At 72.9% G+C, this 26,324-nt stretch carries 21 protein-coding genes and 1 pseudogene; 12 read left to right on the top strand and 10 right to left on the bottom strand.

Features of this window, described 5'->3' with window-relative positions; all coding sequences use genetic code 11:
• Nucleotides 1–145: 145 nt before the first annotated feature.
• From BLW86_RS12440 to BLW86_RS43120, 6 genes are all read left to right on the top strand, one after another.
• Entirely contained in the window at nucleotides 146–3,127 is a 2,982-nt protein-coding gene (locus tag BLW86_RS12440) for a nitrate- and nitrite sensing domain-containing protein (RefSeq protein ID WP_256341291.1), read from the top strand.
• Nucleotides 3,124–3,615: a roadblock/LC7 domain-containing protein gene (locus BLW86_RS12435; RefSeq protein WP_093874098.1), complete on the top strand. Its 492-nt coding sequence runs from the start codon at nucleotides 3,124–3,126 to the stop codon at nucleotides 3,613–3,615. The genes BLW86_RS12440 and BLW86_RS12435 overlap by 4 nt, the downstream gene beginning before the upstream one ends.
• A gap of 5 nt (nucleotides 3,616–3,620) precedes the next feature.
• Nucleotides 3,621–4,034, top strand: a complete 414-nt coding sequence (locus tag BLW86_RS12430; protein ID WP_093878629.1) for a DUF742 domain-containing protein — start codon at nucleotides 3,621–3,623, stop codon at nucleotides 4,032–4,034.
• A complete protein-coding gene (locus BLW86_RS12425; RefSeq protein WP_371129475.1) occupies nucleotides 4,015–4,716 on the top strand; it encodes a GTP-binding protein in 702 nt (233 codons plus the stop codon). The genes BLW86_RS12430 and BLW86_RS12425 overlap by 20 nt, the downstream gene beginning before the upstream one ends.
• A 48-nt stretch (nucleotides 4,717–4,764) precedes the next feature.
• The gene (locus BLW86_RS12420; RefSeq protein WP_093874097.1) at nucleotides 4,765–6,000 is read left to right on the top strand and encodes a styrene monooxygenase/indole monooxygenase family protein; all 1,236 of its coding nucleotides are present in this window, start codon (nucleotides 4,765–4,767) and stop codon (nucleotides 5,998–6,000) included.
• A gap of 121 nt (nucleotides 6,001–6,121) precedes the next feature.
• Nucleotides 6,122–6,652 (top strand): DUF6584 family protein, encoded by a 531-nt coding sequence (locus BLW86_RS43120; protein WP_256341290.1) that lies wholly within the window; start codon nucleotides 6,122–6,124, stop codon nucleotides 6,650–6,652.
• Between the two features lie 275 nt (nucleotides 6,653–6,927).
• On the opposite strand, the pseudogene BLW86_RS12415 reads toward BLW86_RS43120, so the two are convergent.
• The 4 genes and pseudogenes from BLW86_RS12415 to BLW86_RS12400 all read right to left on the bottom strand — a co-directional run.
• Nucleotides 6,928–7,836: pseudogene (locus BLW86_RS12415) on the bottom strand (MFS transporter); the annotation flags it as partial.
• Between the two features lie 110 nt (nucleotides 7,837–7,946).
• Entirely contained in the window at nucleotides 7,947–9,356 is a 1,410-nt protein-coding gene (locus BLW86_RS12410; RefSeq protein ID WP_256341289.1) for a C40 family peptidase, read from the bottom strand.
• Between the two features lie 75 nt (nucleotides 9,357–9,431).
• A complete protein-coding gene (locus BLW86_RS12405) occupies nucleotides 9,432–9,725 on the bottom strand; it encodes a hypothetical protein (RefSeq protein ID WP_093874095.1) in 294 nt (97 codons plus the stop codon).
• Between the two features lie 35 nt (nucleotides 9,726–9,760).
• On the bottom strand, nucleotides 9,761–10,483 hold the full coding sequence (locus tag BLW86_RS12400; protein WP_093874094.1) for a TetR/AcrR family transcriptional regulator: 723 nt from the start codon (nucleotides 10,481–10,483) through the stop codon (nucleotides 9,761–9,763).
• Between the two features lie 166 nt (nucleotides 10,484–10,649).
• Between BLW86_RS12400 and BLW86_RS12395 the strand changes: the two genes are divergently transcribed.
• Both BLW86_RS12395 and BLW86_RS12390 read left to right on the top strand, forming a co-directional pair.
• Entirely contained in the window at nucleotides 10,650–11,774 is a 1,125-nt protein-coding gene (locus tag BLW86_RS12395) for a ferritin-like domain-containing protein (protein WP_093874093.1), read from the top strand.
• A 49-nt stretch (nucleotides 11,775–11,823) separates the two neighbouring features.
• Nucleotides 11,824–12,642 carry a hypothetical protein gene (locus BLW86_RS12390; protein WP_177181636.1) on the top strand — a complete coding sequence of 273 codons (819 nt, stop codon included), beginning with the start codon at nucleotides 11,824–11,826 and terminating at the stop codon, nucleotides 12,640–12,642.
• 33 nt (nucleotides 12,643–12,675) lie between these two features.
• Here the strand turns inward: BLW86_RS12390 and BLW86_RS12385 are convergent, their stop codons facing one another.
• The 5 genes from BLW86_RS12385 to BLW86_RS12365 all read right to left on the bottom strand — a co-directional run bounded on the left by BLW86_RS12385 (nucleotide 12,676) and on the right by BLW86_RS12365 (nucleotide 20,210).
• Nucleotides 12,676–14,154, bottom strand: coding sequence for a penicillin-binding transpeptidase domain-containing protein (locus tag BLW86_RS12385; RefSeq protein WP_093878627.1), 1,479 nt, complete (start codon nucleotides 14,152–14,154; stop codon nucleotides 12,676–12,678).
• Between the two features lie 59 nt (nucleotides 14,155–14,213).
• Nucleotides 14,214–15,578: an FtsW/RodA/SpoVE family cell cycle protein gene (locus BLW86_RS12380; RefSeq protein ID WP_093874091.1), complete on the bottom strand. Its 1,365-nt coding sequence runs from the start codon at nucleotides 15,576–15,578 to the stop codon at nucleotides 14,214–14,216.
• A gap of 103 nt (nucleotides 15,579–15,681) precedes the next feature.
• On the bottom strand, nucleotides 15,682–17,115 hold the full coding sequence (locus tag BLW86_RS42580; protein ID WP_256341288.1) for a sensor histidine kinase: 1,434 nt from the start codon (nucleotides 17,113–17,115) through the stop codon (nucleotides 15,682–15,684).
• Entirely contained in the window at nucleotides 17,112–17,900 is a 789-nt protein-coding gene (locus BLW86_RS12370; RefSeq protein ID WP_093874090.1) for a hypothetical protein, read from the bottom strand. Before BLW86_RS12370 ends, BLW86_RS42580 begins: the two co-directional genes overlap by 4 nt.
• Before the next feature lie 177 nt (nucleotides 17,901–18,077).
• Nucleotides 18,078–20,210 carry a PBS lyase gene (locus BLW86_RS12365; RefSeq protein WP_093874089.1) on the bottom strand — a complete coding sequence of 711 codons (2,133 nt, stop codon included), beginning with the start codon at nucleotides 20,208–20,210 and terminating at the stop codon, nucleotides 18,078–18,080.
• 1,408 nt (nucleotides 20,211–21,618) lie between these two features.
• On the opposite strand from BLW86_RS12365, the gene BLW86_RS12355 reads away from it, so the two are divergent.
• From BLW86_RS12355 to BLW86_RS12340, 4 genes are all read left to right on the top strand, one after another.
• Nucleotides 21,619–23,229, top strand: a complete 1,611-nt coding sequence (locus tag BLW86_RS12355) for a M4 family metallopeptidase (RefSeq protein ID WP_371129474.1) — start codon at nucleotides 21,619–21,621, stop codon at nucleotides 23,227–23,229.
• A 754-nt stretch (nucleotides 23,230–23,983) separates the two neighbouring features.
• Nucleotides 23,984–24,460 carry a hypothetical protein gene (locus BLW86_RS12350; RefSeq protein WP_093874086.1) on the top strand — a complete coding sequence of 159 codons (477 nt, stop codon included), beginning with the start codon at nucleotides 23,984–23,986 and terminating at the stop codon, nucleotides 24,458–24,460.
• A 187-nt stretch (nucleotides 24,461–24,647) separates the two neighbouring features.
• Nucleotides 24,648–25,007 carry a hypothetical protein gene (locus BLW86_RS12345; protein ID WP_093878626.1) on the top strand — a complete coding sequence of 120 codons (360 nt, stop codon included), beginning with the start codon at nucleotides 24,648–24,650 and terminating at the stop codon, nucleotides 25,005–25,007.
• 177 nt (nucleotides 25,008–25,184) lie between these two features.
• Nucleotides 25,185–25,658, top strand: a complete 474-nt coding sequence (locus BLW86_RS12340) for a hypothetical protein (RefSeq protein WP_093878625.1) — start codon at nucleotides 25,185–25,187, stop codon at nucleotides 25,656–25,658.
• Nucleotides 25,659–25,835: 177 nt separating this feature from the next.
• Here the strand turns inward: BLW86_RS12340 and BLW86_RS12335 are convergent, their stop codons facing one another.
• On the bottom strand, nucleotides 25,836–26,093 hold the full coding sequence (locus BLW86_RS12335) for a DUF7660 family protein (protein ID WP_256341287.1): 258 nt from the start codon (nucleotides 26,091–26,093) through the stop codon (nucleotides 25,836–25,838).
• Nucleotides 26,094–26,324: the final 231 nt, after the last annotated feature.

Raw genomic sequence — 26,324 nt, 5'->3', positions numbered from 1 at the left:
GAGTGTTGTTCACTCGTTCGGGTGGCGGAGCGGCCGATGCCCGTCCCCTTGCCAGAAGCGCTGGAATGGTCGGAAGCCGTACCAGGGGTGGGGGCGCTCCATGTGACCGGCCGTCACCTCTGCTTCATCGGCGGACGAATCAAGAATGCGAGCACCGGTGCAGAAGAAGCGGCCTCGGAGCAAGAACGGCACGCAGAGCCAGACCCCCGGTGAGCCGCAGGCCCCCGCCGGCCGGCCCAAGCGCGTCCGCAACCGGCTGGTCGCCGGCGTCGCCCTCGTCGGCGTCACCGTCCTCGCCGCCGGAGCCCCCGCGATCCTCGCCGCCTCCGCCGAGCTCACCGAGTCCCAGCGCCTCGTCACCCTCGCCGAACTCGACCGGCAGGCCGTCACCCTCGCGCACTCCCTCGCCGACGAGCGCGACGAGGTCGTGGCGTACATCGCCGCCGGACGCGAGACCCAGAGCGGCGACGCCGAGCACCGGCGGAAGGTCACCGACGCGCGCTCCACCCGCGTCGACCGCCAGATCGACGAGATCCGGGCCGCCGCCCCCGCCGAACTCCGCCGCGACCTCGCCGGCGTCCCCTCCGTCCGCCGCGCCGCCCTCACCGGCAAGGGCACGGCCCTGGAGGCCCACAAGGCGTACTCCGACGTCATCGGCAAGCTCCAGGCCCTCGCCGACGAACTCGCCGACAAGACCCCGGCCCGCGCCTCCGACACCGCCCTCACCGAGGCCACCCGCGCCCCCGCCGCCCTCGGCCGCGCCGTCGAACAGGCCTCCGCCACCCGCGGCCTGCTCCTCGGCGCGCTCTCCGTGTCGCAGCCCGAGGCCACCGGGGGCGTCCACTACGACGCCGAGAGCGGCACCTACGTCGCCGACGAGCCCGAGGGCGCCGTCGAGGCCGACCGGGCCCGCGACGGCCTCACCGCCGCCGCCCAGCAGGCCCGCGTCCGCGAACTCGCCGCCCTCGGCGACTTCGACCAGGCCGCCGGCACCACCGCCCGCGACTCCCTCGCGGCCACCGTCACCGGCCCCGACGTCAAGACCGCCGAGCTCGCCCTCGCCAGCCTCACCGACCAGCCCAAGCTGACCGAGGCCGAGCGCGGCACGGACCCGGTCGCCCTGGAGTCCGCCCTCTCCGCCCGCATCGAGCAGATGCGCGGCGTCGAGTCCGCCCTCGCCACCCAGCGGGTCGAACGCCTCGCCGCGCTCCGCGACGACGACGTCACCGCCCTCGAACTGCGCATCGCCTTCCTCGGCGGCTGCCTCCTCGTCGCGATCGGCATCTCCACCTACGTCGCCCGCACCCTCACCCGGCCGCTCGCCGTGCTCCGCCTCGGCGCCGCCCGGCTCGCCGCGGCCCCCGAGCCGCACGCCGAGGAAGCGATCCGCTTCACCGGCCGCAACGACGAGTTCGCCCAGGTCGTCCGCTCCCTCAACGCCCTGCACGGCAAGCTCGCCGGCCTCGCCGCGCAGACCGAGCGGCTCACCGACGAGCGTGCCGACCTGGTCGCCGCCAAGGACGCCGTCGGCTCGGAGCTCGCCGCCCAGCGCGCCGACCTCCAGGGCCGGGTCGCCCTCCTCACCGCCGACCTCGAACGGCTCAGGGGCACCGTCCACCACACCTTCGTCAACCTCTCGCTGCGCAGCCTCGGGCTCGTCGAGCGGCAGCTCGGCGTCATCGAGAAGCTGGAGGAGCGCGAGCAGGACCCGGACCGCCTCGCGACCCTCTTCAAGCTCGACCACATGGCGACCGTCATGCGCCGCCACAGCGAGAACCTCCTCGTCCTCGCCGGCCACGAGCACGTCCACGGCCACGCCGGGCCCGTCCCGCTCGTCGACGTGCTGCGCGCGGCCGTCAGCGAGATCGAGCGGTACGAGCGGGTCACCATCCAGTCGCTGCCGCCGCACGCCCAGGTCGCCGGCTTCGCCGCGGACGACCTGAGCCACCTGGTCGCGGAACTCCTGGAGAACGCCACCTCCTTCTCGCCGCCCGACGCCGAGGTCCAGCTCTCCGGCTGGCTCCTGGAGAGCGGCGAGGTGATGCTCTCCGTGCAGGACTCGGGCATCGGCATGACCGCCTCCCGGTCCGCCGAGCTCAACGCGCGCCTCGCCGAGGCCGACCCGGAGGCCTTCGAGGGCGAGGGGCTCGGCATGCGGGTCATCGCCCTGCTCGCCGCCCGCCACGGGGTCCGCGTCGAGCTGCGCGAGCAGAAGCCGGGCGGCACGGCGGCCGTCGTGGTCCTGCCGCCGGCCCTGCTGCCGACCACCCCGCCGACGGCCGTGTCGGAGCCCGTACGGGTCGCCGGCACCGCGCCCGTGATCCAGCTGCCCGGCTCGGTCGCGGAGGCCAACTCCAACACCCTGCCGCCCCGGCACCGCGACCCCCTCGTGGAGGCGGCGGAGGCCGCGTTCCTGGCGGCGGACACGGAACAGCCGCGGGAGCAGGAGCCGCCGTACGCCCCCCAGCCGGAAGCGACCCCCGAGGCGCCGTACGCCCCCCAGCCGGAAGCGACCCCCGAGGCGTCGTACGCCCCGGAGCCGGAAGCGGCCTACGAGCCCGAGCAGTCGACGCCCGAGCCCGCGTACGCCCCGGAGCCCGAGCCTTCGACGCCCGAGCCGCCGTACGCCCCCCAGCCGGAGGCGGCCTACGAGCCGGAAGCGGCCCACGAGCCCGAGCCGCCGTACGCTCCGGAGCCCGAAGCCGCGCCCGAGGCGTCGTACGAGTCCGTCTCCGAGACCACGCTCCAGGTCCGGCTGCCCGACCCGCCGCCGGAGCCGGACACCCACGAGCGCGCCGCCGACGGCGAGGAGGCGGCGCCCGTCGAGGCGACCGCCGCCGACGGGACGGTGCCCGGTCCGCGCCCCGCGCAGTGGGAGCGCGTCACCGACAAGGGGCTGCCCAAGCGCACCCCGCAGGTGGTCCGTCAGCCCTCCGCCCCCACCACGCCCCGCCGGGGCGGCGTGGACGCGGAGGCCCTGCGCCGCCGGCTCGGCGGCTTCCACCAGGGCGCCAAGGCGGGGCGCCGGGACGTGGAGGCGGAGCTGGGCACGGCGCCCACAGAAGCCACGAAGACCGCACGTACAGGGGAGAAGACGGGGGACACAGTCGAGGAGGCACGCAGTTGACCGCGACGGGAACGTTCGGACTGAGCACGGAAGCCCGCAACCTGCAATGGCTGCTGGGGAATCTGGTGGAGGAGGTCCCGGGTGTCCGCTCGGTGGCCGTCGTCTCCTCCGACGGCCTGATGCTGCTCTCGTCGGACCCGGCCACCCAGCAGGCCACGACGGCCGCCGAGGGCGCCGGCCGTCCCGACGGGCCGCGCGGCTCCAGCGCCGATCTGGCCACCATCGTCTCCGGCATCGGCAGCCTCACCATCGGGGCGGCCCGGCTGATGGACGGCGGCGGGGTCAAGCAGACGATGGTGGCGATGGAGGAGGGCAGCGTCTTCGTCATGTCGATCAGCGACGGCTCGCTGCTCGGCGTGCACGCCACGCCCGACTGCGACATGAGCGTCGTGGCGTACCACATGGCGCTCTTCGTGGGCCGCGCCGGCCACGTACTCACCCCCGAAGTCCGCAGTGAGCTGCGCAAATCGATGGAGAGCACCCAGTGACGGCCATGTCCTCGGCACATCACGCCTTCACGCTGCCGGTACGGGGAGAGGGACGGCGCCCCGCGCGCGTGCGCCCGTACTCGCTGACCGGCGGCCGGACCCGCTTCGGTCACATCCTGCTCGTCGAGACCTTCGTGGCGGCGCTCGAAGCGCCCGCCGCCCGCAAGGTCCTGACGGACGGCGGGCCCGCCGCCCGCGGCCTGATGCCGGAGATGCGGGCCATCGTCGAGATCTGCCGCCGGATGCGGACGGTCGCGGAGATCTCGGCGCTTCTGAAGATGCCGTTGGGGGTCGTCCGGGTGCTGCTCAGCGACCTGGCCGACCAGGGAAAGATCCGTGTGTACGGGACCGGTCACGGCACCGGGCAGCCCGACCGCGCGCTCCTCGAAAGGGTGCTGAGTGGACTCCGTCGTCTCTGACGCCGCCGCCGTCTCCGAAACGCCGGCGGCCGCCGTCGGCATCCCCGCCCAGCCGGGGTCCGCATCGCGCGAACCGGTCGCCGACGGGGTCGACACCGAAGAGGGCGCCCAGGACTGGCAGCTCGACCACTCCCGCGCCCCGATCGCGACGAAGATCGTCGTCGCGGGCGGCTTCGGCGTCGGCAAGACCACCTTCGTCCGCGCCGTCTCGGAGATCACCCCGCTCCAGACCGAGGCGCTGATGACCCGGGCGAGCGAGGACACCGACGACCTCACCGCCACCCCGGACAAGCTCACCACCACGGTGGCGATGGACTTCGGCCGGATCACCCTCGACAACGACCTGGTGCTGTACGTCTTCGGCACGCCGGGACAGCAGCGCTTCTGGTTCATGTGGGACGACCTGGTGCGCGGGGCGATCGGGGCGATCGTGCTCGCCGACACCCGCCGGCTCACCGACTGCTTCCCGGCGCTCGACTACTTCGAGAGCTGCGGGCTGCCGTACATCGTGGCCGTCAACCACTTCGAGGGCACCGAGCTGTTCGAGGCGGACGACGTGCGGGAGGCTCTGACCGTGCCCGCGCACGTGCCCGTGGTGATCATGGACGCGCGCAAGCGGTACAGCGTCGTCGAGAGCCTGCTCGCGATGGTCGCGCACGCCCTCGAAGCCACGCCCGAATAGCCCGCCCCCCCCCGAACAGTTCGACCCGTCACGCCAGGAGCCCCGCCCATGCGGAAGATACTCATAGTCGGCGCCGGCCAGTCCGGCCTGCAGCTCGCCCTCGGACTCCAGTCGCAGGGGTACGAGGTCACCCTCATGTCGAACCGGACCGCGGACGAGATCCGGACCGGCCGGGTCATGTCCACGCAGTGCATGTTCGACACCGCCCTCCAGCACGAGAGGGACCTCGGCCTCAACTTCTGGGAGTCCCAGGCCCCGAAGATCGAGGGCCTCGGCGTCTCCGTCGCCGGCCCCGACTCCGCCCGTCTGATCGACTGGGTCGGTCGGCTCGACGGCTACGCCCAGTCCGTCGACCAGCGCGTGAAGATGGCCGGCTGGATGGACACCTTCGCCCAGCGCGGCGGCCAGCTGGTGATCCACGGCGCGGCCGTCGGCGACCTGGACTACTTCTCCCGCAGCTACGACCTGGTGCTCGTCGCGGCCGGAAAGGGCGAGCTGGTCTCCATGTTCGGCCGGGACGCGTCCCGTTCGCCGTACAGCGAGCCGCAGCGCGCCCTGGCCGTCGCGTACGTCCACGGCCTGGGCCCCCGCCCCGAGCACCCGGACTTCGACGCGGTCCGCTGCAACGTCGTCCCGGGCGTCGGCGAGCTCTTCGTCATGCCGACCCTCACCACCGGCGGCCGCGCCGACATCCTCTTCTGGGAGGGCGTCCCCGGCGGCCCGCTCGACGTCTTCCAGGGCGTCAAGGACCCCTCCGAGCACCTGGCGCTGACGCTGGAGCTGATGGAGAAGTTCACCCCCTGGGAGTACGCGCGGGCGACGAAGGTCGAGTTGACCGACGCGGGCGGCACCCTCGCCGGCCGGTACGCGCCGACCGTCCGCAACCCCATCGGCCGGCTCCCCGGCGGCGGTCTGGTCCTCGGCGTCGCCGACGTCGTCGTCGCCAACGACCCGATCACCGGTCAGGGCTCCAACTCGGCGTCCAAGTGCGCCGCCGCGTACCTCGCCGCCATCGTCGAGCAGGGCGACGAGCCCTTCGACGAGGAGTGGATGCAGGGCGCCTTCGACCGCTACTGGAAGACGGCCCAGCACGTCACCAAGTGGACGAACGCGATGCTGGCGCCCCCGCCGGAGCACGTCCTGAACCTGCTCGGCGCGGCCGGCCAGCTGCAGCCCGTCGCGGACCGCTTCGCCAACGGCTTCAACGACCCGGCGGACTTCGAGAACTTCTTCTTCGACCCGGAGAAGACGAACGCGTACCTGGCCGAGGTCTCCGCCGGCTAGTGGGCCACCGACGGCCGGCTCCCGGAGAAGGGGTCGGCCGTCGGCGTGAAACGGGTCGGCGTGAAACGGGTCGCCGTAAAAGGGGTCGAGTCGTTCCGCACGGATGCTCGATCATGTGTTCATGTCCCAGCAGAACACCGTCGCCCGCGTGGACGCGGACCTGGCCGCAGGCCGTGTGCCGATGGCGCGCCAGCGCCTGCGCGGACTCGTCTCCTCCTTCCCGTACGACCTGACCCTCCGCCGCCGACTGGCCGAGGTGTACCGGCTGTACGGCGACGCGGCGGAGGCCGGGCGCTGGACGTACCTCGAAGAGGACCGGCGCCCGGACGAGACCGCCGCCTTCGAGGAGCGGTACGGGTCTCCCGCACGGCGCATGAAGGCCCTCGCGTGGCGCGGGCCCGAGGCGCTGGCCGCCACCGCGTTCGCCGAGCGGCAGCTCGTGTCCGTGCGGACGGCCCGCGCCGAGGAACTGGGGCGGCCCGTCGACTGGGACGATCCCGCCTCCTACGAGGAGGACGCGGACGAGGAGTACGCGCCGGACACCGGCGGGTGGTCGTTCGGCGGCTTCGTCGTGGGTGCCGGCTGCCTGATGGGCACGGTCGTCTTCGTGGGTGTCTGGGTGCTCGGGGTCATCTCGCTCTTCAGCGACTGACGGCCCTCCTCCGCGCGCCGGACGGCGAGCGGGGTCAGGAGGCCGGTCAGGGCGAAGAGGGCCCCCACGGCGAACCAGCCGGGCCGGCCCCAGCCGATGCAGAGCGCGATGAGCAGTCCGGGCCCGAGGGCCTCGGAGAGACCGGCGCCCAGACCGAAGACGCCCAGGTACTGGCCGGTGGCGTGGGGCGGTGCGAGGGCGTACGAGACCTCGAATCCGCCCGCCGCGTGCCAGAGTTCGCCGACCGTGTGGACGACCACGGCGGTCAGGAGCAGGACCACCGCCACCGCGACGGGCGTCCCGGCGGAGAGCGAGACGAGGGCGCAGGAGACGAGGAAGGCCGCTCCCGCGCGCCGGTAGGCGCGGCCGCCGGCCCGGGGCGAGTCGACGCCACGGCTCGCCCGCACCTGGAGGCCGACGACGAGGACGGTGTTGGCGAGCATGGTGCCGGAGACCAGCCAGTGCGGGGCGGTGGTGGACCCCACCAGCCAGAGCGGGATCGCGACGGTGAGCACCTTAAACTGGATGGCCATGACGCCGTCGAGCGCGGTGAGCGCCAGGTACGGCCGGTCCCGCAGCGCGATCCACCGGGGCCCGCGGGCGACGGGCGCGGGCGCGACGGGCGGCAGCAGGAGCAGGACGGCGGCGGAGGCCGCGAACGCGAGGGCGTTCCCGGCGACCAGGACCCGGTAGGCGCCGAGGGTGCCGACCTGGACCGCCCATCCCGCGAGGAGCGCCCCGAAGGAGATGCCGACGTTGGTCACGGCCCGTAGATAGGCGCGGAACTCCTGCGGCCTCTCCCCTCCGTGGTGCCGGATGAGCGGCGCCCGGGCGGCGAGACCGGCCGCCTTCGCGCCGGTGGCCGCGGAGACGGCGAGGACGAACGGCCAGAAGCTGTCGGCGAGGACGAAGGCCGCCGTGGCGAGCGCCTGCACCGCCAGGGTGGTCACGAGGACCCCGCGCGCCCCGCGTCGGTCCGCGAGGTGGCCGACGGCGATCCCCACGGCCAGCGAGAGGAGTCCGGCGATGCCGAGCCCGAGCCCCACGGCGGCGGCCGGGAGGCGCACGGCCTGGGTGAAGTACAGCACTCCGGCGGTCAGGAAGAGGCCGCTGCCGACGGCGTTGACGAAGTTCGAGGCGGCGAGGGCGCGGCGGGGCCGGGTGTCCGGCAGCAGTCGGGGCATGACGGGGCTCCGTGTCCGGTAGAGGCGATCGGCCATCGGCCATCGGTAAGGACCCGTCAAGCTTGTTGCATATTACGTGCAAGGGCAAGGGGCTTGCGGCGGGCGGGAGTTCAATCCCGGTCGTAGCCCTCGTCCCCGCCGTCCCCGGCACCGGCGGGGAGCTCGGGCGGGGTGTACCTCTCCAGGGCCGTTCCCCCCGGATCGGGCCGTACGGCCCCGAGCACCGGGTTCGCCGCGAGCGGGGAGACCTTCACCTTCCCGCCGGGGCGCGGGGCCTGCACCACCAGGCCCTCGCCCAGATAGAGGGCCACATGGGTCGCGCCCGGGAAGTAGACCACCAGATCGCCGGGACGGAGCTCGGTCAGCGGCACCCGGGGCAGGCTCTCCCACTGCTCCTGACTGGTCCTCGGCAGCTCCCGGCCGGCCGCCGCCCACGCCTGCTGCGTCAGCCCCGAGCAGTCGTACGCCTCCGGGCCCTCCGCCCCCCACTCGTACGGCTTGCCGATCTGCTCCACCGCGAAGCGCAGCGCCTCCGCGCCCGCCCGTGACGGGGTGCGCGGGCCGTCCAGGACCCCGGAGCCGAGCAGCTGGCTCTGCGCGCCGGCGGTCTGGACCCGTTCGAGCGCGGTGATCCGGGCCAGCTGGTCCGGCGACAGGGCGGCGAGCAGCTTCTCCACCTCCAGGAGCTTGGCCCGCACCTCGTCACGCCGGGTGCGCTGCGTGGCGACGAGCCCCTGCTGCCGGTCCAGGGCCTTGCGGGAGGCGCTCGCGAGGCTGCCGGCCTGCCGCTCGGCCCTGGTGAGCCGGGAGACGGCGGTGGCCCGGTCGCGGGCCGCGCGGGCCATCAGATGCCCCTCGTCCAGGGCCGACTGGGGGTCCGCGGCGAAGAGCAGCCGCAGGTAGGAGGGGAACGGCGAGGAATCGGATCTGCCCTGGTACTGGTCCCGGGCGATCCGCCCGGCCGCCGCACGGCCCTGCGCCAGCGCCGTCCGGGCGGCGGTGAGCCGAGCGGTGACCTTCTTCGTGTCGGCGGCCTGGCGCTTCAGCGCCTCCTCCGCGGCGTTGTACCGCTCGGTGGCGGCCTCGGCCTGCTGATACAGCGTCCGCAGTCGGGTGAGCAGTCCGCTGACGGAGCTCCCGCCGGGGGCGGGAAGCGCGGCGGCGTCGTCCTCGACGGGGGGAGAGGCCGTGGGGGAGGACGGGGCCGTGGGGGAGGGGGACGGGAGCGCCGGGTCGGCGGGGTCCGCGCCGGGGCCCGTACTGGGGCCTGTGCCCGGCACGGGGTCCGTACCTGCGGCAGCGTCCGTACCCGTACCCGTACCCGTACCCGTGGCGGCCGGTGTGGCGGGGTCGACCGGGCCGACCGGTTCCGCCGCCGGGTCCGCCCAGGCGATCGGGGCCTCCGCCGGGGGGTCCACGGGCGGGTCCGGGGCGGCGGCCGCCCCCGGGAGCATCCCCGTGAGCGCCGTCGCCACGGCGAGCGCGCCCGTGCAGACCGTGCGCAGCAGCCTTCGTGACACGTCACCACCTCCACGGGGGATGATGACAAGTCACTTCATCCGATTACCGTACGAATCGGGGCGCGCCCCTCCGCGTCACCCGTTCGGTCCCGGCCCCGGCTTCGGCGTCGGCTTCGACCACGGCCACTTCAGCTCGCGCCGCTCCCGCCCCTCGGGGACGTACACGTAGACCCAGCCGCGCTGGAGCCCGAGCCGTTTCGTGTAGCCCGCGGGCTCGCGCCGGTAGGCGTACAAGGTCGGCGGGCGCCCGTCGTGCGCCGGGACCGGGACCTCGTACCACTTCGGCGGGTGGCCGGTCGGGCCGAGCAGGATCGGCAGGGCCCGGCCGTCGAGGGGGCCACCGCGGAAGGGGGTGTTCTCGCTCTTCACCCCCCCAGTCTCTCCCGGCCCCCGGCCCCCCGGCCTCACAGCAGGTGCGCCGCCTCGCCCACCACCGGGATCACCCGCCGGGCCAGCGTCGCCACCGGCCCCTCGGGGGCCTCCTGCGCGAGGAGCCGCTTCACGACCCCCGCCGTCTCCTCGTCGCTCGCCGTGGTCGCCGCGAGCAGGGCGACGAGATGGTCGACGAGCCAGTCCCGCAGTTCCGCCGCCGGTGGCTGCTTCCCCTCGTCGAGCCAGATGAGCGAGGCCGCCTCGACGGCGGCGATCCACGTCCGGACGAGCATGCCGAGCCGGGGGCCCGGCCGCTCCGCCCCGAGGTGGACGAGGATCTGCTCGGCGGCGGCCCGCCGCACCTCGTCCACGATCGCGGAGGTCCGGGAGGTCTCGGCGACGCTGCCGCCGCGGAGCAGCGCGCTGAACCCGGCGTCGTGCCCGTCGACGAAGGCCAGGTAGCGGTCGAGCACCCGGCCGAGCCGCTCCGTCGGCGGGCCGGCCGGCGGCTCGGTGAAGCAGCGGTTCAGGGCGTCGGCGGAGGAGCGCAGGGCCGCCTCGTACAGCTGCTGCTTGCCGCCGGGGAAGTAGCGGTAGACGAGGGGCCGCGAGACGCCGGCCGCCTCGGCGACGTCGTCGAGCGAGACGTCCTCGGGCGCCCGGTGGGCGAAGAGCTCCTGGGCGGTCTCGAGGAGCTGTCCGCGCCGCTCCTCGACGCTGAGCCTGCGGTACGCGGGGGTGGCGGCGCTCGTCATGGACCGCAGCGTAACCGCGGAGCCGGTCCCTCGGGTGACGGGCCCGGGGCTTCCGGGCGGGAGTCCCGCACCGGGCGCGCAAGACCGCCGATCCCTTGTGCGCGACTTGTTGACGATCCGTCTATCAACGTGTGAGCCTGCTGCAAACGGACGGAAGGAGTCGTCAGTGTCGACGCACGACCTCTACGTGAACGCCCCCGCCGGACCCGTCTGGGAGGTCCCCGCCACCGGCGCCGCCCGTTTCTCCTGGGACTACGACGACGGCCGCGAACGCCTCCTCGCCCTCTACCAGAAGGGCAAGGACAAGCAGTGGGACGGCGCCACCCGGATCGACTGGGGCATCGAGGTCGACCCGTACGACCCGCTCGGCACCCCCGACGAGGTCCTGACCCTCCACGGCACCCGCCACTGGGCGAAGATGACCGAGAAGGACAAGGGCGACCTGCGCCGGCACTACGCCTCCTGGCAGTTCAGCCAGTTCCTCCACGGCGAGCAGGGCGCCATGATCTGCGCCGCCAGGATCGTCGAGTCCGTCCCCGACCTGGACGCCAAGTTCTACTCGGCCACCCAGACCATGGACGAGGCCCGGCACGCCGAGATCTACGGCCGTTTCCTCCACGAGAAGATCGGGATGCTGTATCCGATCAACGACAACCTCAAGGGCCTCCTCGACGACACCCTGCGCGACTCCCGCTGGGACATGCCCTACCTCGGCATGCAGGTCCTCATCGAAGGCCTCGCCCTCGCCGCCTTCGGCATGATCCGCGACACCACCGACAAGCCGCTGCCGAAGCAGATCCTCGCGTACGTGATGCAGGACGAGGCCAGGCACGTCGCCTTCGGCCGGATGGCGCTGCGCGACTACTACGAGCAGCTCACCGACGCCGAACTGCGCGAGCGCGAGGAGTTCGTCATCGAGGGCTGTTACCTCATGCGCGACCGGCTGCGCGGGGTCGAGGTCCTGGAGAACTTCGGCATCCCGAAGAAGGAGGCGGAGGAGCTCAGCGAGCAGAGCGAGTTCCTGCACCTCTTCCGCAAGCTCCTCTTCAGCCGGATCGTCCCCTGCGTCAAGGACATCGGCCTCTGGGGCGAACGCCTCCAGAAGGCCTACCTGGACATGGGCGTCTTCGACCTCGGCGACTCCAACCTCGACCTGCTGATGAGCCAGGACGAGGAGATCGCGGAGGCGCTGGACCGCGAACGGTTCACGGCGGAGGAGGCGGAGCGGGTCGCCGAGGTGGAGGCCGCGATCGAGCAGGGGGCGACGGAGGGGGCGACGGAGGGGGCGTAGGGGGAGGAGACGTGAGGGGCGGTCACACGGGTGACGTAGCGTGCTCGTCATGACCATGCCGCCATCGTCGAGCCCACCGCCCCACCATCCGTACGGCGGGCCCGTACCGCCCCCGCAGCAGCCCGGCGCGTTCGGGGCTCCGCAGGGGTATCCCCCGCAAGGCCCTCCGCAGGGGTATCCGCCGCAGTACCCCGGACCGGGCACGGGAGCCTGGGGGCAGCCGCCCATGGGGCCGCCGAAGAAGAAGCTGTCGGCCGGAGCGATCGTCGCCATCGTCCTCGGATCCCTGGTCGTGGTCGGCGGCCTCGGCTACGGGGTCAAGGCCGGGCTCGACGGCGTCACCGGCTCCTTCCCCGAGGCGAAGCACAAGCTGGTCGTCTCGCAGACCGTCCTCGGCGGCGAGTTCACCCTCGTCTCCGACCTCTCCGACACCCAGGGCAAGGAGATCGAGGACACCCCCGACTTCACCGTGAAGGACGCGACGGCGGCGGTCGGGCAGTACAGCGCCAAGGACGGGTCCGTCCTTGTGCTCTCCGGGATGTACGGGCAGATCAAGAACCCCGGTACCACCCGCTCGTCCATCCTCAAGGGGGCCGCCACGGACAAGGGCTCCACGCTCGTCGTCAAGCCCAGGGACTTCACTCCCGCCGGGTACGACGTGACCGTCAGCTGCCAGGTCACCACGTCGAAGGACGGACTGAGCACGACGACGCTGCCCATGTGCGCCTGGGGCGACGAGAACACCGCCGCCGCCATCGCCCTCGTCGGCGCCGGGGAGGCCACGGTCGACCCGAAGGACATCGACCTGGCCGGACTCGCGGAGAAGACGGCCAGGATCCGCGCCGAGATCCGCAAGCCGATCGGCTGACCCCGGGGAGGGGGCGGGGGCACGGAGAACCGGCTACGGATTCCGCGCCTCCGCCTCCAGCCTCAGCGCCTCCTCCATCACCGCCTTCGCGATCGGCGCCGCGCTGCCGCCCCCGCTGATGTCCGTACGGGAGGCCTCCGCGTCCTCGACGACGACCGCCACCGCCACCGCCGGCTGGGCCGCGTCGTCCGCCTGCGCCCAGGCGATGAACCAGGCGTACGGGGTGCCCGTGTTGCCGAAGCCGTGCTGGGCGGTGCCCGTCTTGCCGCCGACCCGGGCCCCGGGGATCGCCGCGTTCGTCCCCGTGCCCTCCTCCACGGCCCGCACCATCAGCCGCTGCAGCTGCATCGCCGTCGCGGGGTTCATCGCCTGCCGGTAGCTGCGGCGGCCCGTGCGGTTCACGGTCGTGCCGCCGGAGGTCGTCGTGCGGTCGACGAGGTACGGGTGGGCGATCTCCCCGTTGTTGGCGACGGCCGCCGCCACCATCGCCATCTGGAGCGGGGTCGCCGTCGTGTCGAACTGCCCGATCGACGACAGCGCCAGCTGGTCCGGGCTCATCTCACGGTCGAAGTTGGACTTCGCCACCCAGGACGGCACCCGCAGCCCCGTGTCGTTGAAGCCGAACCGTTCCGCCGCGTCGACCATCCCCGTCAGCCCCACCTTCACCCCCAGTCCGGCCATCACCGTGTTGCAGGACCACTGGATCGCGGACGCGAGGGAGGCGTCGCCGCAACCCGTCGCCTCGTTCGGCAGCACCTGCCGGGTGCCGGGCAGCACGAACGGGTCGGGAGTGTCCGTCGGCGCCTCCACGTCCCGTACCACCTCCGCGTCCAGGGCCGCCGCGGCCGTCACGATCTTGAAGGTGGAGCCCGGCGGGTACGTCTGCCGCAGCGCCCGGTTCAGCATCGGCTGGTTCGGCGAGGTGTTGAGGCGTCGCCAGGCGTCCTTGACGCCCTGTCCGGTCCCGGAGAGCACCCCCGGGTCGTACGAGGGCGAGCTGACGAGTGCCAGGATCCGGCCGCTGGACGGCTCGACCGCCACGACCGCGCCCCGCTTCCCGTCGAGCCCCCGGAAGGCGGCCTCCTGCACGGGGGCGCGGATCGTCGTCACCACGTCGCCGCCGGGCTGCCGGCCGCGGGTGAGGTCGTCCCAGAGGGGCAGTGGTGCAAGCATCGGGTCGGTGCCCGCGAGGATCCCGTCCTCGGCGTGCTCGACGAGCGTCGTCCCGTACGTCTGGGAGGCGTAGCCGGTCAGCGGCGCGTACAACGGCCCCTGCTTGTACGTCCGCTCCCAGCGCAGCTGCTGCCCGCTGTCCCGGGAGCCGGTCACCGGCTTCCCGTCGACGACGATCTCGCCGCGCGGCTTCGCGTACCGCTCGATCGCGATCCGCCGGTTGGCCGGGTTGTCGTCGAGGGAGTCGGCCTCGAAGACCATGACGCGGGCGGCGTTGACGAGCAGCGCCACCAGGAGGACGAGACAGAGCGCCGCCGCGCGCCGGATGTACCGGACCATCGGACCTCCCCGGGTGCCGGAGCCCGTCACCGGACGGCCTCCTCGGGTGTCGGAGTCCTTCACCGCGCGGCCTCCCCGACCTTGGCGAGCTCCCCGGTGTCGGCGGCGTCCGGCCGGGGTGCGCGGGCCGAGTCGCTGACCCGGATGAGGAGCGCGACGATCACCCAGTTGGTGACGACGGAGGAACCGCCCTGGGCCAGGAACGGCATCGCCATGCCGGTCAGCGGGATCAGCCCCATCACCCCGCCCGCGATCACGAAGACCTGGAGCGCCACGATCGAGGCGAGGCCGATCGCGAGCAGCCGCCCGAAGGGGTCGCGCAGCGAGAGGCCGGCGCGGTAGCCGCGGGCGACGAGCAGCGCGTACAGCAGGAAGAGCGCGATGAGGCCGACGAGGCCCAGCTCCTCGCCGGCCGTCGACAGGATGAAGTCCGACTTGGTGGCGAAGCCGATGAGGACGGAATGGCCGAGACCGAGCCCGGTGCCGAGCATCCCGCCCGCGGCGAAGGCGAAGAGCGACTGGGCGAGCTGCCCCGGCCCCTCGCCCGCGCGGATCGAGGCGTACGGGTCGAGCCAGTCCTGCACCCTGCTGTGGACGTGCGGTTCGAGCGAGCCGACGAGGAAGGCGCCGGCGGAGGCCAGGACGAGGCCGACCGCGATCCAGCCGGTCCGGCCGGTCGCCACGTACAGCATGATCACGAAGAGGCCGAAGAAGAGCAGCGAGGTGCCCAGGTCCCGTTCCAGGACGAGGACGCCGACGCTGAGCAGCCAGATCGCCACGATCGGCCCGAGGACCCGGCCCGTCGGGAACTGGAACTTCCAGATCCGGCGGCCGGTGTACGCGAGCGCGTTGTGGTTGGCGGCAAGGTACGCGGCGAAGAAGACCGCGAGCAGGATCTTGGCGAACTCGCCCGGCTGGAAGGAAAGCCCGCCGATCCTGATCCAGATCTTGGCGCCGTTCACGGCGGGGAAGAAGATCGGCAGGATCATCAGGGCGAGCGCGGCGGCCACCGAGACGTACGCGTACCCCTGGAGCGTCCGGTGGTCGCGCAGCAGCAGGACGACCACGATGAACAGCGCCCCCCCGACCGTCGACCAGACCAGCTGCGTCGTCGCCGCCTGGTCCTTCGGCGTCTCCAGGTCGAGGCGGTAGATCAGCACCAGACCGAGGCCGTTGAGCAGGACCGCGATCGGCAGCAGCAGGGGGTCGGCGTACGGGGCGCGGAAGCGGACCGCGAGATGGGCGACGAGCGCGAGCAGCCCGAGCCCGGCCCCGTAGCGGGCGGCGTCGGGCGGCACGGCGCCGCTGCGGGCGAGGCCGACCTCGGCGTAGCCCAGGACGGAGATCAGGACCGCGCCGATCAGGAGCGACAGCTCCACGCCGCGCCGCTTCGGGACGCGGAGGCCGGGCGGGGGTGCGGTCATGGCCGCAACGTAGCAAGCGGTATGCCCTATGTCCCTTTTGTGTGACGGTGTGCCGTGACTCCTCGCACCCGGATCGCCGTGACCCCTTCGGCTCGGACGGCCGTCACTCCTCGGACGCGGACCCGGTCGCGTCGAACCGCACGTACTCCGGCAACCGCAGCCGGGCCTCGGCGCCCCCGCCAGGCCCGGCGCCGAAGACCAGCTCCGCGCCGATCACCTCCGCCTGCCCCACCGCGATGGTCAGCCCGAGGCCGTGCCCCTTGCCCCCGCTCTCGGTACGGAACCGCTGCGGCCCCGACTCCAGCAGATACGCGGGATATCCCGGCCCGTGGTCCCGCACGGACACCACCGGGCCGTCCACCGTCACCACCACCGGCGGCGCCCCGTGCTTGTGCGCGTTGGCCACCAGATTGCCGAGCACCCGCTCCACCCGCCGCCGGTCCGTCTCCACCGTGGCGTCCCGGACCACCCGCACCTCCGTGTCCGTGCCCGAGGCGCGCACGACCCGCTCGGCGAGCGGCCCGAGTTCGTGCACCGCCAGGTCCACGGTCTCGGTGCGGGCGTCGAGCCGCGAGATCTCCAGGAGGTCCTCGGTGAGCCCCCGCATCGCCCGCACCCGGTCCCGTACGAGCTCCGACGGCCGGCCCTCCGGCAGCAGTTCGGCCGCGGCCGAGAGCCCGGTCAGCGGGGTCCGCAGCTCGTGCGCCACGTCGGCGGTGAACCGCTGCTCGCTCTGCAGCTTGCGCTGGAGCGAGGAGGCCATGGTGTCGAGCGCCCCGGAGACCGTGGCCACCTCGTCCTGGGGCCGGGTCGGGTCCTTCGTACGGGGATCGTCCACGCGCGCGTCGAGGTCGCCGGCGCTGATCCGGCGGGCCACCTGCGCGGTGAGGTGCAGGCGGCGGGTGACCCGGGTGACGGCGAAGGCGCCGACGAGCAGGGTCGCCCCGATGGCCAGGACGGAGGAGCCGAGGATCGAGCGGTCGAGCGCGTCGATCGTCTCGGCGCTCTGGGTGTAGTCGAGACGTACGGCGAGGGCGCGACCGCCCGCGGGGCCTGCTCCGGGGCGGTCCGCGGGGCTCGCCGCGGGGCTGCCTGTCGGGCCGTACGCCGGGCCGCTCGCCGGGTTCGCGGCGGGGCCGCCTGCCGGGCTTGCCACGGGGCCGTCTGCCGGGCCGCTCGCCGGGCTCATGGCGGGGCCGTCCGCCGGGCCCGCGGCCCACATCGTCGGGCGGCCCTCGTGTTCCGCGACCATCGTGCCGCGCTCCCCGCGCGCGGCGAGCGCCCGCAACGGGGCCGGCAGCCCGGGCGGATCGACGCCGGCGAACCGGGGGAGCGGCTCGCCCGCCTCGTAGAGTTCGCTGACCTCGGTGAGCCGCGCCAGGGCCTTCTCCCGGGAGTCGTTCACGGTCTGGTCGGCCACCGAGACGTGGACGAGGATGCCGAGCAGGGCGGCGAGGGCGCAGCACATGACCGCGATGAAGACCGCGGCCTTCCAGGTGAGGGTCGCGGTCCAGGCGGGCCGCCGGGGCGCCCTCATGGCGTCGCCTCCGGGGGGAGGGGGACGGGCGCGGGGGTCCGGCCGGAGGACGCGCCGGGGCTCGGCGTCGGGCTCACCAGGTGGGGTGCGGGCACCATGGAGGGCCCGGTGCCGGAGGGCTTCACCCGGACGATCTCGTCCCGGGTGGGCAGCATGCTGCCCTGCTGTTCGTCCCAGGACCAGGCGGTGCGGTACTCGTACCCGGGAATGCCGGCCGAGCCGACCCGCATGATCAGGTCCCGGCCCGCCAGCTCCACGCTGATGACCTGGTCGACGGTGGACATGATCCGGGTCAGGCTGCCGTTCTCGGCGAGGTAGACCCGCACCCCGACCTGCTGCTCAGGCATCCGGATCCCGACGATCAGCTCGTCCCGGCCGTTGCCGGTGAGGTCGCGGTAGTACGGCCGCAGGATCGGACAGGCGGCCGGTGCCGTGTCGCAGGCCTCGATCGCCCGGGCGGTCTGCTCGTACAGGCCGTCCGCGCCGGTGTACGTGTCGGGATGGGCGCGCACCTCGGCGCGGACGACCGCCACCGGGTCGACGGAGTGGACGTCGTTGTCGGCGATCTCGATGCCGGGGACGCGCTGGATGTCGGACTCGCCGTAGTCGATCGGGGGATTCGTGGCGGGCGGCAGATCGGGCCAGAGCCGGACGGGCCCCACGGCCGTGGGAGTGGGCCCGGCGCTCATGAGTCCGCCCTCGCCGCCACCGCAGCCGGTGAGCGCGAGGCCGAGACCGAGGGCGCACAGGACGCCGACGACGCTCCGGACTCCGCGCGGTCTCACGCTGCTCCTCGGTCGGGTCGGTAGAGGGGTGGGGCTCCCAGTAGACCTTATGCGGAGTGAAGTCCTTTTTGTCTCATCATCGGACCACCTTCGGCCTGGGTGGCCCTGTCGGCGGGCCCTTCAGGCGGCCGGTCGGGTGGCCGGGCGGACGGCCTGTCGGACGGCCGGTCGGGCGGCCTAGAACGCCCCCCGCTCCATCCGGGCCAGCGCCGCCCGGCACAGGGTCAGCAACTTCTCGTCGAGGTGGATGTCATGGCTGCCGGAGGCCCCCTCGCGGGCGTTGTGGCGGCGCCTGCGGGTCAGCTCGGTGAGGACGACCAGCTGCGCCTCCGAGGCCGCCGGACCCATCTCCGCCAGGCACTCCGCGATGTCCACGCGCGCGTGCCTGTTCTCCTCCCAGGCCGCGAGCAGCACCGGGAGCGACGCCGGCGCCTCGCCGGACACCCGCCACAGCGCCGCCGCGCTGCGGACCCGTACCCACAGGTCCCGCGAGACCAGGCCGGGCCGCAGGGCCGTGGCCGCCGTGGCCGCCGCCGGGCCGATCTCGCCGAGGGCCTGGGCGGCGGCGCACCAGTCCGCGCCCGGCGTACCCGGCCGCAGCCACCGCTCCAGCGCCGGCAGCACATCCCCCCGGTCCCCCTCGGCCGCCCACAGGGCCCGCGCCGCCGCCGTGGCCACCGAGGCCGAATCGGCGGCCAGGAGTCTTCGCATGTCCGGTACGGCCTCCCGGGCGGCGGGCCCGAAGGCGGTCAGGGTCCGCAGGGCGGCCTCCCGCACCCAGTCGCGCCGGTTCGCCGGCGCCTCGCGCAGCATCCGCAGCACCTCCGGCAGGGCCTGGGCGCCCCGCACGGCCGCCAGGGCGTACAGCAGCGGCGCCGCCCGGTCGTACAGCCGCTCGTCGAACTCGACCTCGGCGAGCCGGCGCCGGAGCAGCGGGGCGAGCATCACCGCGGAGGGCCCGAGCCCGTCCATGGCGTACAGCAGCTCGCGCCGCACCTCGGCCTCCTCCAGGGCGCGGGCGAGCAGCGGGACCGCGCGGGGGTCCCCGGCGCGGGCCAGCGCGAGCAGAGCCCCGTCCCGCCCGGACCGCCCGACGAAGGGGCTCTGGCCGGTGTCGTGCGCGGACCCGGTCGGCCCCGCGGAGCCTGCTCCCGCGACGCCCGGCCCCGCGGCGAGGCGGGTCGCGAGCGCGTCGGCGGCGGGCGCGCCCAGTTCGAAGAGCCGCTCCAGGAAGGACGTGGCCGCCTCCCGGAGCCGGGGCTCCGGGTCCTGGAGCTGGGCGCCGACGAGCCGGACGACCTCCTCGTACCGCCCGCGCCAGATCCGTATCAAACCGCCGCACAGCCAGATCGCGTCCGAGCGCTGCCCCCAGTCGGGGCTGCGCAGCTGGGCGAGGATCAGCGCGATCCGGTCGTCGACCCGGTCGTCGAGCGCCGCGTGCAGGGTCCGCAGCAGCTCCTCGGTCCACGGGGCGGGCCGGCCCGCGGCGTGCTCCTCCAGGAGCTCGCGGACCTGCCCGATGAGGGTCGGCGTCGCGGCCCGCTCGCCGCCGGGGGAGGCCGCCCGGTTCGCCGAGGTCCTGATCTCCTCCAGGAGTCCCGTCACCCACGGCACCACATCGTCCGGAATGTCACCGGGCGCGCAGCGCGCCCGCTGCGCGAGGGCCGCGAGCCGCAGCCCGGGGTCCTGCGCGGCGCGGGCGAGCCAGTCGAGCCAGTCGACGGTCTCGGCGCGCAGCGAGGCGTGCCGCAGGGCGATCCGCCCGACGGCGGCCACCAGCGCGAGCCGCACCTCGGTGTCGCGCTCGACGGTGAGCCGCTCCCGCAGCAGGGACAGCACCCGGGCGGGCTGGGGGTGCAGCGAGGCGAGCGCGCACGGCGCGGCGAGCCGCACCTCGGGGTCGGGGTCCGAGACGAGGCCGAGGAAGACGTCGGCCCCGGCGGCGATGGCGGCGGCGGCCATCGCGTAGTTGGCGGCGGGGATGAACTCCTCGTCGTCGGAGCCGAGTTCGTCCAGTTCCTCGTCGTCGTCGAGCTCGATCCCGCCGATGCTGGTGAGCAGCTCGACGATGCAGCCCCGGTCCTGGACGCCGGGGTCGGCGACGAGTTCGAGGAGGAAGGGGATGCAGGCGAGCGTCGAGTCGTACACGTCGCCCTGGTGGTGCACCGCGCCGTACATGCCGTCGAGGGCGGTCTCCCGCTCCGCGGGGTCGGCGGAGGCGAGTCCGCGGAGCAGCTCCGGCACGTCGTCCGCGGGGCCGTACGCGTGCCCCAGCGAGGCCCAGTCGACCTCCTCGATCCCCGTCAGCATTGCCAGGCCGCCTTCCCCGTGAGCGCTGTGCCAGGCAGCAAGTGTGCACCACAGGAAGGACAACAAAGCCGAACCGGCGACACCTGCCGTGCCCGGAGCGCCTGTTGCGGTCTGTTTGCGCCATGTACGGTGCGGAGCAAGGCAGTTGCGGTCGGTGTCCGTACGGGTGACACTCCGATGCCGTATGAAGAGGACCCGGGCACCGCGCACGGCCCGAGCCCCCTCGCCTCTCCCCTCCGACCGGGGCGGACGAAGGCCGCCGCCTCGTGCGGCACCCCGGCCCGGCGCGGCTCGACCGGGAGCGACGGGACTGCGCCGGGGTCAGCCGGGGCGAGGTGGTCAGGACCTGCCGGAGCGACGGTCGGGCCTCCCGCGACCCCGCCCCGAGCAGCTCGCACCGGCCGCTCGCGCGCGTCGGGCCCCGGGGCGGCCGGCAGGCCGAAGGCGACGTACGAGACGGGCGCCCCGGCCCGCACCCGGTCGGTGAAGCTCAGAGGGCCGTCGCGGGAGGCGCGCGGCGATGTCGGGGAACTGGAGGGGGCCAGGTCCCGACGGGAGCGGGAGTGGAGGACGACCGGGCCGGCGTCGAGGACGAAGGCCGGGGCGCGGAAGCCGTCGGGCTCGGGGGAGTGCTGCAGCTCCGAGGGCGCCCCCGCCTGCGCGGGGCTCTCGGCGGCGGGCCGGGGCCCATGACGTCGACGGGCGACACCGGCACGACCACCGGGCCGGCCCGGCCGGGGCCCGGATGACCGGGGCCGGAACGACCGGGGCCGGAACGACCGGGGCCCGCAGACCCGGTCCCACCACCCCCACCCGCCCCCGGGCCCCGGTCATGGGACGGCTCCCGCCCGCTCGGGCGCGCAGAGCGGCGCCATGGGGTCCCCGTACCGCTCCAGACGTGGCGCGATGTCGCCCATGAGAACGGCGATAGGGGCGGGTTCGGTAGGGCCTCCGGGCCGTCCGCCGCGAAGGAGGCGGGTAGCGAGGGCGAGGCGGCGACAGAACTCAAGCCGAGGGGGACGGCGAAGGCGGAACGGAAGCCGCCGCCGCCGACGACGACGCCGACGAAGACGAAGAAGCAGACCCCGCAAGCACACGGCCTGAAGCGTCACCGTCCGAGGACGGCCCCGTCGCCCAACCGCCCCAGAAGTGCACGCACCGCCCAAACGCCCCAGAGAATCCCAAGCCCCCCGGCGCCCCTCCGGGGGGCTGCGTACTGCCCGAATCTGGGCAGAGGGAGTCGCGATGGCCCCAGAACTCCCCGCATAGCGAACAGAGTTCACCGTCCTTCGGGCAACACATGGTCAAATTCTTGTTGCAGACCTGTCAAACAGGCGACTTCGCTGGCACGCTCACAGCCGCAACACCCACCCCCACAATCCCCACGCTTTTCAGCGAAGGAGCCCGCGTGACCCGCCAGCAGTCTTCGTCCCGCCGTACCACCGCCCGAGCCGCCGCGCTGATCGCATCGGCTGCCATGGTCGTCGTCGGCGTCCAGACCGGCTCCGCCAGTGCCGACGTCCACCACGCGGCCGGCGCCACGGCGGTCCAGCTGTCCGGCACCCAGCGTGCCGCCGCCATCCACGAGGCGCAGGGCGAGGCCGCGGCCACCGCCCAGGCCATCGGCCTGCAGGCCCAGGAGAAGCTGGTCGTCCGGGACGTCATCAAGGACGCGGACGGCACCGTGCACACGCGCTACGAGCGCACCTACGAGGGCCTCCCGGTCCTCGGCGGCGACCTGGTCGTCCACCAGAAGAAGTCGGGCGCCCGCTCCACCACCAAGGCGACCTCGGCCCGCATATCCGTGGCGAGCACGACGCCCGCCGTCGAGCGCGCCGCCGCCGGCAAGGCCGCCCTCGCCTCCGCCGCCAACGCGAACGAGGCCGTCTCCTCCGCCCGCAAGGTGATCTGGGCGGCCACCGGCAAGCCGGTCCTCGCCTGGGAGACCTTCGTCACCGGCGTCCAGAAGGACGGCACGCCGAGCCGCCGCCAGGTCGTCACCGACGCCACGACGGGCAAGGAGCTGTTCTCCGTCGAGACGATCGAGACCGGGGTCGGCAACACCATGTACGCCGGCCAGGTCACCCTCGGCACCTCCGGCTCGTACACCCTGACCGACGCCACGCGCGGCGGCCACAAGACCTACGACCTGAAGGGCGCCACGTCCGGCCAGGGCACGCTCTTCACCAACTCCACGGACACGTGGGGCAACGGCCTCGCCTCCAACCGCGAGACCGCGGCCGCCGACGCCCACTACGGTGCGGCCGTCACGTGGGACTTCTACAAGAACGAGCTGGGCCGCAGCGGCATCCGCGGCGACGGCGTCGCCGCCTACTCCCGCGTCCACTACGGCAGCGCGTACGTCAACGCGTTCTGGGACGACTCCTGCTTCTGCATGACCTACGGCGACGGCATCAACAACACCCACCCGCTCACGTCCCTCGACGTGGCCGGCCACGAGATGTCCCACGGCCTGACCTCCTCCACCGCCAACCTCCGCTACAGCGGCGAGTCCGGCGGCCTGAACGAGGCGACCTCCGACATCCTCGGCACCTCGGTCGAGTGGTACGCCAACAACTCCGCCGACGCGGGTGACTACCTCATCGGCGAGAAGATCGACATCAACGGCAACGGCACGCCGCTCCGTTACATGGACCAGCCCAGCAAGGACGGCAGCTCCGCCGACTACTGGTCGAAGTCGGTCGGCCGCCTGAACGTCCACTACTCCTCGGGCCCGGCCAACCACTTCTTCTACCTGCTCTCCGAGGGCAGCGGCACGAAGACCATCAACGGCGTCACCTACAACTCGCCGACCTACAACGGCTCCACGGTCACCGGCATCGGCCGCACCGCCGCGTACAAGATCTGGTACAAGGCCCTCTCCACCTACATGACCTCCACCACCGGCTACGCGGGCGCCCGCACGGCCACCCTCTCGGCCGCCGCCGACCTCTACGGCACCGGCAGCACCCAGTACAACGCGGTCGCCTCCGCCTGGACCGCGATCAACGTCAAGTAACCACACCTGACACACACAGAGGGCCCCGCCCCGGCGCACCTGCCGGAGCGGGGCCCTCCGTCTGCCGTCCCCCCTCATGGCCCCGCCCGGGCTTCTGCTCCGCCGACCCGTTGTCCGCACCCGAGCGGTGAAGGTCCAGGACCGCCTCTTCGGGTACGGCAGGTACGTGGCCGGTCAGTTCCAGACCGTCCAGCGTCACGTGCGGCCTGTGGGCGGCCTCAACACCCACACGAGCCGAGCTGCCCACGCCCCAGGCCACGAACAGGCCGCGCCCCTCGACATACGGCCGCTCAGCCCGGCACCCGCCCGCACAAACAACAAGACCCCGCGCTCAGCATTTCTGCTGATCACGGGGTCTTCAGGCGCCTCCTGCGAAGTGCCCCCGGCAGGATTCGAACTGATCGATGGTCATGCCCTCCTCGTTCCCACTTCGGACCCGAGGCGACCATGCTCGCCACTCGTGCCATGGCATCCCTGGCGAGAAACACCCCATCTTGCCTGACCGCCACCCCCCGGGGGTGAACCAGTAGGTGAGGGGCCCGCTGACCTGCGCGTTCCCGGATCACCCTCGTAGCCGACCTGTCGCTTTTGGTCGTCATCGGTCACCCCTGAGCCCCTCGCACGGCCCACAGACGGCCCAGGAATGCCCGCTCGGACCTGCACGCCGTAGGGGACGCCGTTTACCCCGCCCAGGCGGGCGACCTGCCTGGATACTCCTTGGTAACCGCACGAGCGGGAGGGTTAGCGTGCCCCCATGGATCACCTACGCCGTGCAGCCCTGAAGCTGGCCCTCGGAGAGCAGCCCACCGAGGACCTGCCGGTGATCGCTGCCCAGGCGTTAGCCGGCGGACTGGAGAGCCCGGCCCTGGTCGAGCTGGCAGGGCTCTCCCGACGTGACCCGCCGGCCGACATCCGCGACCTCTTCGTGCAGACCATGGCAGAGCTGGGGTTCCCTGTGCCCGGAGTCGAGGAGGCCTGGCGCGAACGAATGCTCGGGGCGGCGGAGGACATGCTCACCGGCTCCCTCACGCACTATGAGGCCGGCCACGAGATCTACTGGTGCGCCTGCCATCTGGAACGGACGGACGCTTCGACCAAGCTTGTGGGCCTGTTCGTAGGACTGTGGAGCAGTTGGGAAGACTGGCCGGACGAACGCGCCTCCATCGAACGGGACATGCGACTGGCCGCTGCCGACCTTCTGCGCAGCCATGGCAAGCAGGTGCCTGAGTGAGCCAGGCTTCCCGCGCCGTCGGGCACGGAACAGGCACGGCTGCCTCCTGATCCGCAGCTCTCGCGGGATCGGTCAGCGGGGGTCATACCGGCCGCTGGGCGGGCCCGTAGGGGCGCTACCGCGTGGGGACGGTTACTAGGGTTGCGGTACCTGGCTGCTGTACCGCACGATCCGAACGGGCGTGACCATGGAACGGCATGTGCTGGAATCGCTGTTGATCGGCGATGACGAGGCGTCCGCGACAGCTCTGGCCGCCCTACGCCGCGGCGCCCCCTACTCGGTGGAAGAGCGGGTACAACCCACTGGTGCGCATGCCGGAGTCTTCAGTCGCCGACTTCAGCGCATGCGGATGCGTGGATTCGAACCCCCTGGGCTGGAACGAGCGGTGCAGCTCATCAGGGAGTACGACCGGCCCGTGCGCACCGCACTGATTGATCCTGAGAATCGGACACGATTCACCCTGCTCTTCCTCACCGAGGACGGCAGCGCGCTGGTGGCCTGCGCGAGCTGGCCCCTGCCGCTAGTTGCAAGCAAGCCACCGCTTTAGGAGTTCGATCCGGGCCTGCTGCGGCGGCTTTCGTCGATTGGTGCGACGGCCGGGCAGAGGTGCTGGTGTACGCACCTGTCCAGCGTCGTTGATGTCAGCCCCCGCACGCGGTCTTTGCAGGGGGGTGACGCTGTTGAGCGATGGGGGCTGTCCCTGGCGTGGCGGAGGATGGTGCTCATGTGCGCTCTTTTCGACCCCCCTGAGCCTCGCCGCGTCTCGCCGGGTGAGTACCCAGTGTGGGACCAGGCTCTCGCCCTTCTGAACCGGGATCTGGCGGTGACGCTTCCCCGGCTGGAACCCCTGCAGCTGCTGGCCCTTCCGTCCTGCGACGCGGATGAGCCGGAGAACGTCTGCGTCGCCATGGCCAACGGCGAGTGGCACGGCAACTACTTGGATCCGAACTCACAGGACAGCCTTGCCTCTGCACTGGCGAGCGTCGCCGATGCCGCGCAGGAGACCGTCATGGAGCTTCTGTGGCAGGCGTGGCCCCTGTGCCCCGAGCATGGCCTGGGCATGCATCCAAGGGAGGACACAGACGAGCGATTGTCCTGGTGGTGCGCGGGAGAAGGGTTGCGTCGCGGCCCGGCTCATATCCACGCGGCCGTGGGTGCACTCGACGCTTTGGGAGCGTCGATCCCTACACGGTCTTGAAAACCGTCGTGGCAGCGATGTCACCGTGGGTTCAAATCCCACACCTACCGCAGTTGAACGACCCCTGACCAGGTAAATCAGTCAGGGGCCGTCGTGTTGTTCGGTGCCCGCGACTGACCGTTGTTCCCTGATGCTCCCCGCTCGATCGGGCACGCCAGGGGCACGGGCCCATGAGAGCTACTCATAGATCCGAGCGGCAGTCAGGGCACGAGCGAAGAACGTCCAGTCACCTTCGCGGGGCAGATCATGGCTGAAGTTTCGGTACCACCCCGGGGAGGCATCGGTCCAGGCTTGCAGGGCCTCCAAGAACCCTTCCAGCGTTGCGTTCTCCCACTGCTGACTGTTGGCGGCGTGGTCTTCGCGAAGACGGGCTAGGAAGGCGCTGAAGGCCTCCCGATCGCCAATGTGATCGTCGGGTGCCAAGGGGCTCGTCATGGCACCCGATCCTAAGAGGGGCGTCCCAACGACACGCTCCTTCGCCACGGTGATACCGGTACCGACGCGGAGCGACCACACCGGCCTCCGCCACATCGCGGCAGCAGCTGCTCCCCGCCCGCCCCTTCCCGGTGGTGCGGTCGCCTCACGCTCCCGTCATCCGTGACGGCGGGGGTACGGCGCCCCGCCCTTCTCAGGCCTGACAGTCGGCCGGCCGTGCGCAAGAGGCCA

The organism is Streptomyces sp. TLI_105 (genome assembly GCF_900105415.1).
In the GTDB taxonomy this organism is placed as follows: domain Bacteria; phylum Actinomycetota; class Actinomycetes; order Streptomycetales; family Streptomycetaceae; genus Streptomyces.
This window is presented reverse-complemented; position numbering and strand designations above follow the sequence as displayed.

What these genes read in the sequence shown, in the direction of transcription:
- BLW86_RS12430 (WP_093878629.1), top strand. Translation starts at nt 3,621, where the DNA reads ATGTCCTCGGCACATCACGCCTTCACGCTGCCGGTACGGGGAGAGGGA.
- BLW86_RS12400 (WP_093874094.1), bottom strand. Translation starts at nt 10,483, where the DNA reads ATGACGAGCGCCGCCACCCCCGCGTACCGCAGGCTCAGCGTCGAGGAG.
- BLW86_RS12390 (WP_177181636.1), top strand. Translation starts at nt 11,824, where the DNA reads ATGACCATGCCGCCATCGTCGAGCCCACCGCCCCACCATCCGTACGGC.
- BLW86_RS12380 (WP_093874091.1), bottom strand. Translation starts at nt 15,578, where the DNA reads ATGACCGCACCCCCGCCCGGCCTCCGCGTCCCGAAGCGGCGCGGCGTG.
- BLW86_RS12335 (WP_256341287.1), bottom strand. Translation starts at nt 26,093, where the DNA reads ATGACGAGCCCCTTGGCACCCGACGATCACATTGGCGATCGGGAGGCC.
- BLW86_RS12385 (WP_093878627.1), bottom strand. Translation starts at nt 14,154, where the DNA reads ATGGTCCGGTACATCCGGCGCGCGGCGGCGCTCTGTCTCGTCCTCCTG.
- BLW86_RS12340 (WP_093878625.1), top strand. Translation starts at nt 25,185, where the DNA reads ATGTGCGCTCTTTTCGACCCCCCTGAGCCTCGCCGCGTCTCGCCGGGT.
- BLW86_RS12440 (WP_256341291.1), top strand. Translation starts at nt 146, where the DNA reads ATGCGAGCACCGGTGCAGAAGAAGCGGCCTCGGAGCAAGAACGGCACG.
- BLW86_RS12345 (WP_093878626.1), top strand. Translation starts at nt 24,648, where the DNA reads ATGGAACGGCATGTGCTGGAATCGCTGTTGATCGGCGATGACGAGGCG.
- BLW86_RS12420 (WP_093874097.1), top strand. Translation starts at nt 4,765, where the DNA reads ATGCGGAAGATACTCATAGTCGGCGCCGGCCAGTCCGGCCTGCAGCTC.
- BLW86_RS42580 (WP_256341288.1), bottom strand. Translation starts at nt 17,115, where the DNA reads ATGAGGGCGCCCCGGCGGCCCGCCTGGACCGCGACCCTCACCTGGAAG.
- BLW86_RS43120 (WP_256341290.1), top strand. Translation starts at nt 6,122, where the DNA reads ATGTCCCAGCAGAACACCGTCGCCCGCGTGGACGCGGACCTGGCCGCA.
- BLW86_RS12365 (WP_093874089.1), bottom strand. Translation starts at nt 20,210, where the DNA reads ATGCTGACGGGGATCGAGGAGGTCGACTGGGCCTCGCTGGGGCACGCG.
- BLW86_RS12350 (WP_093874086.1), top strand. Translation starts at nt 23,984, where the DNA reads ATGGATCACCTACGCCGTGCAGCCCTGAAGCTGGCCCTCGGAGAGCAG.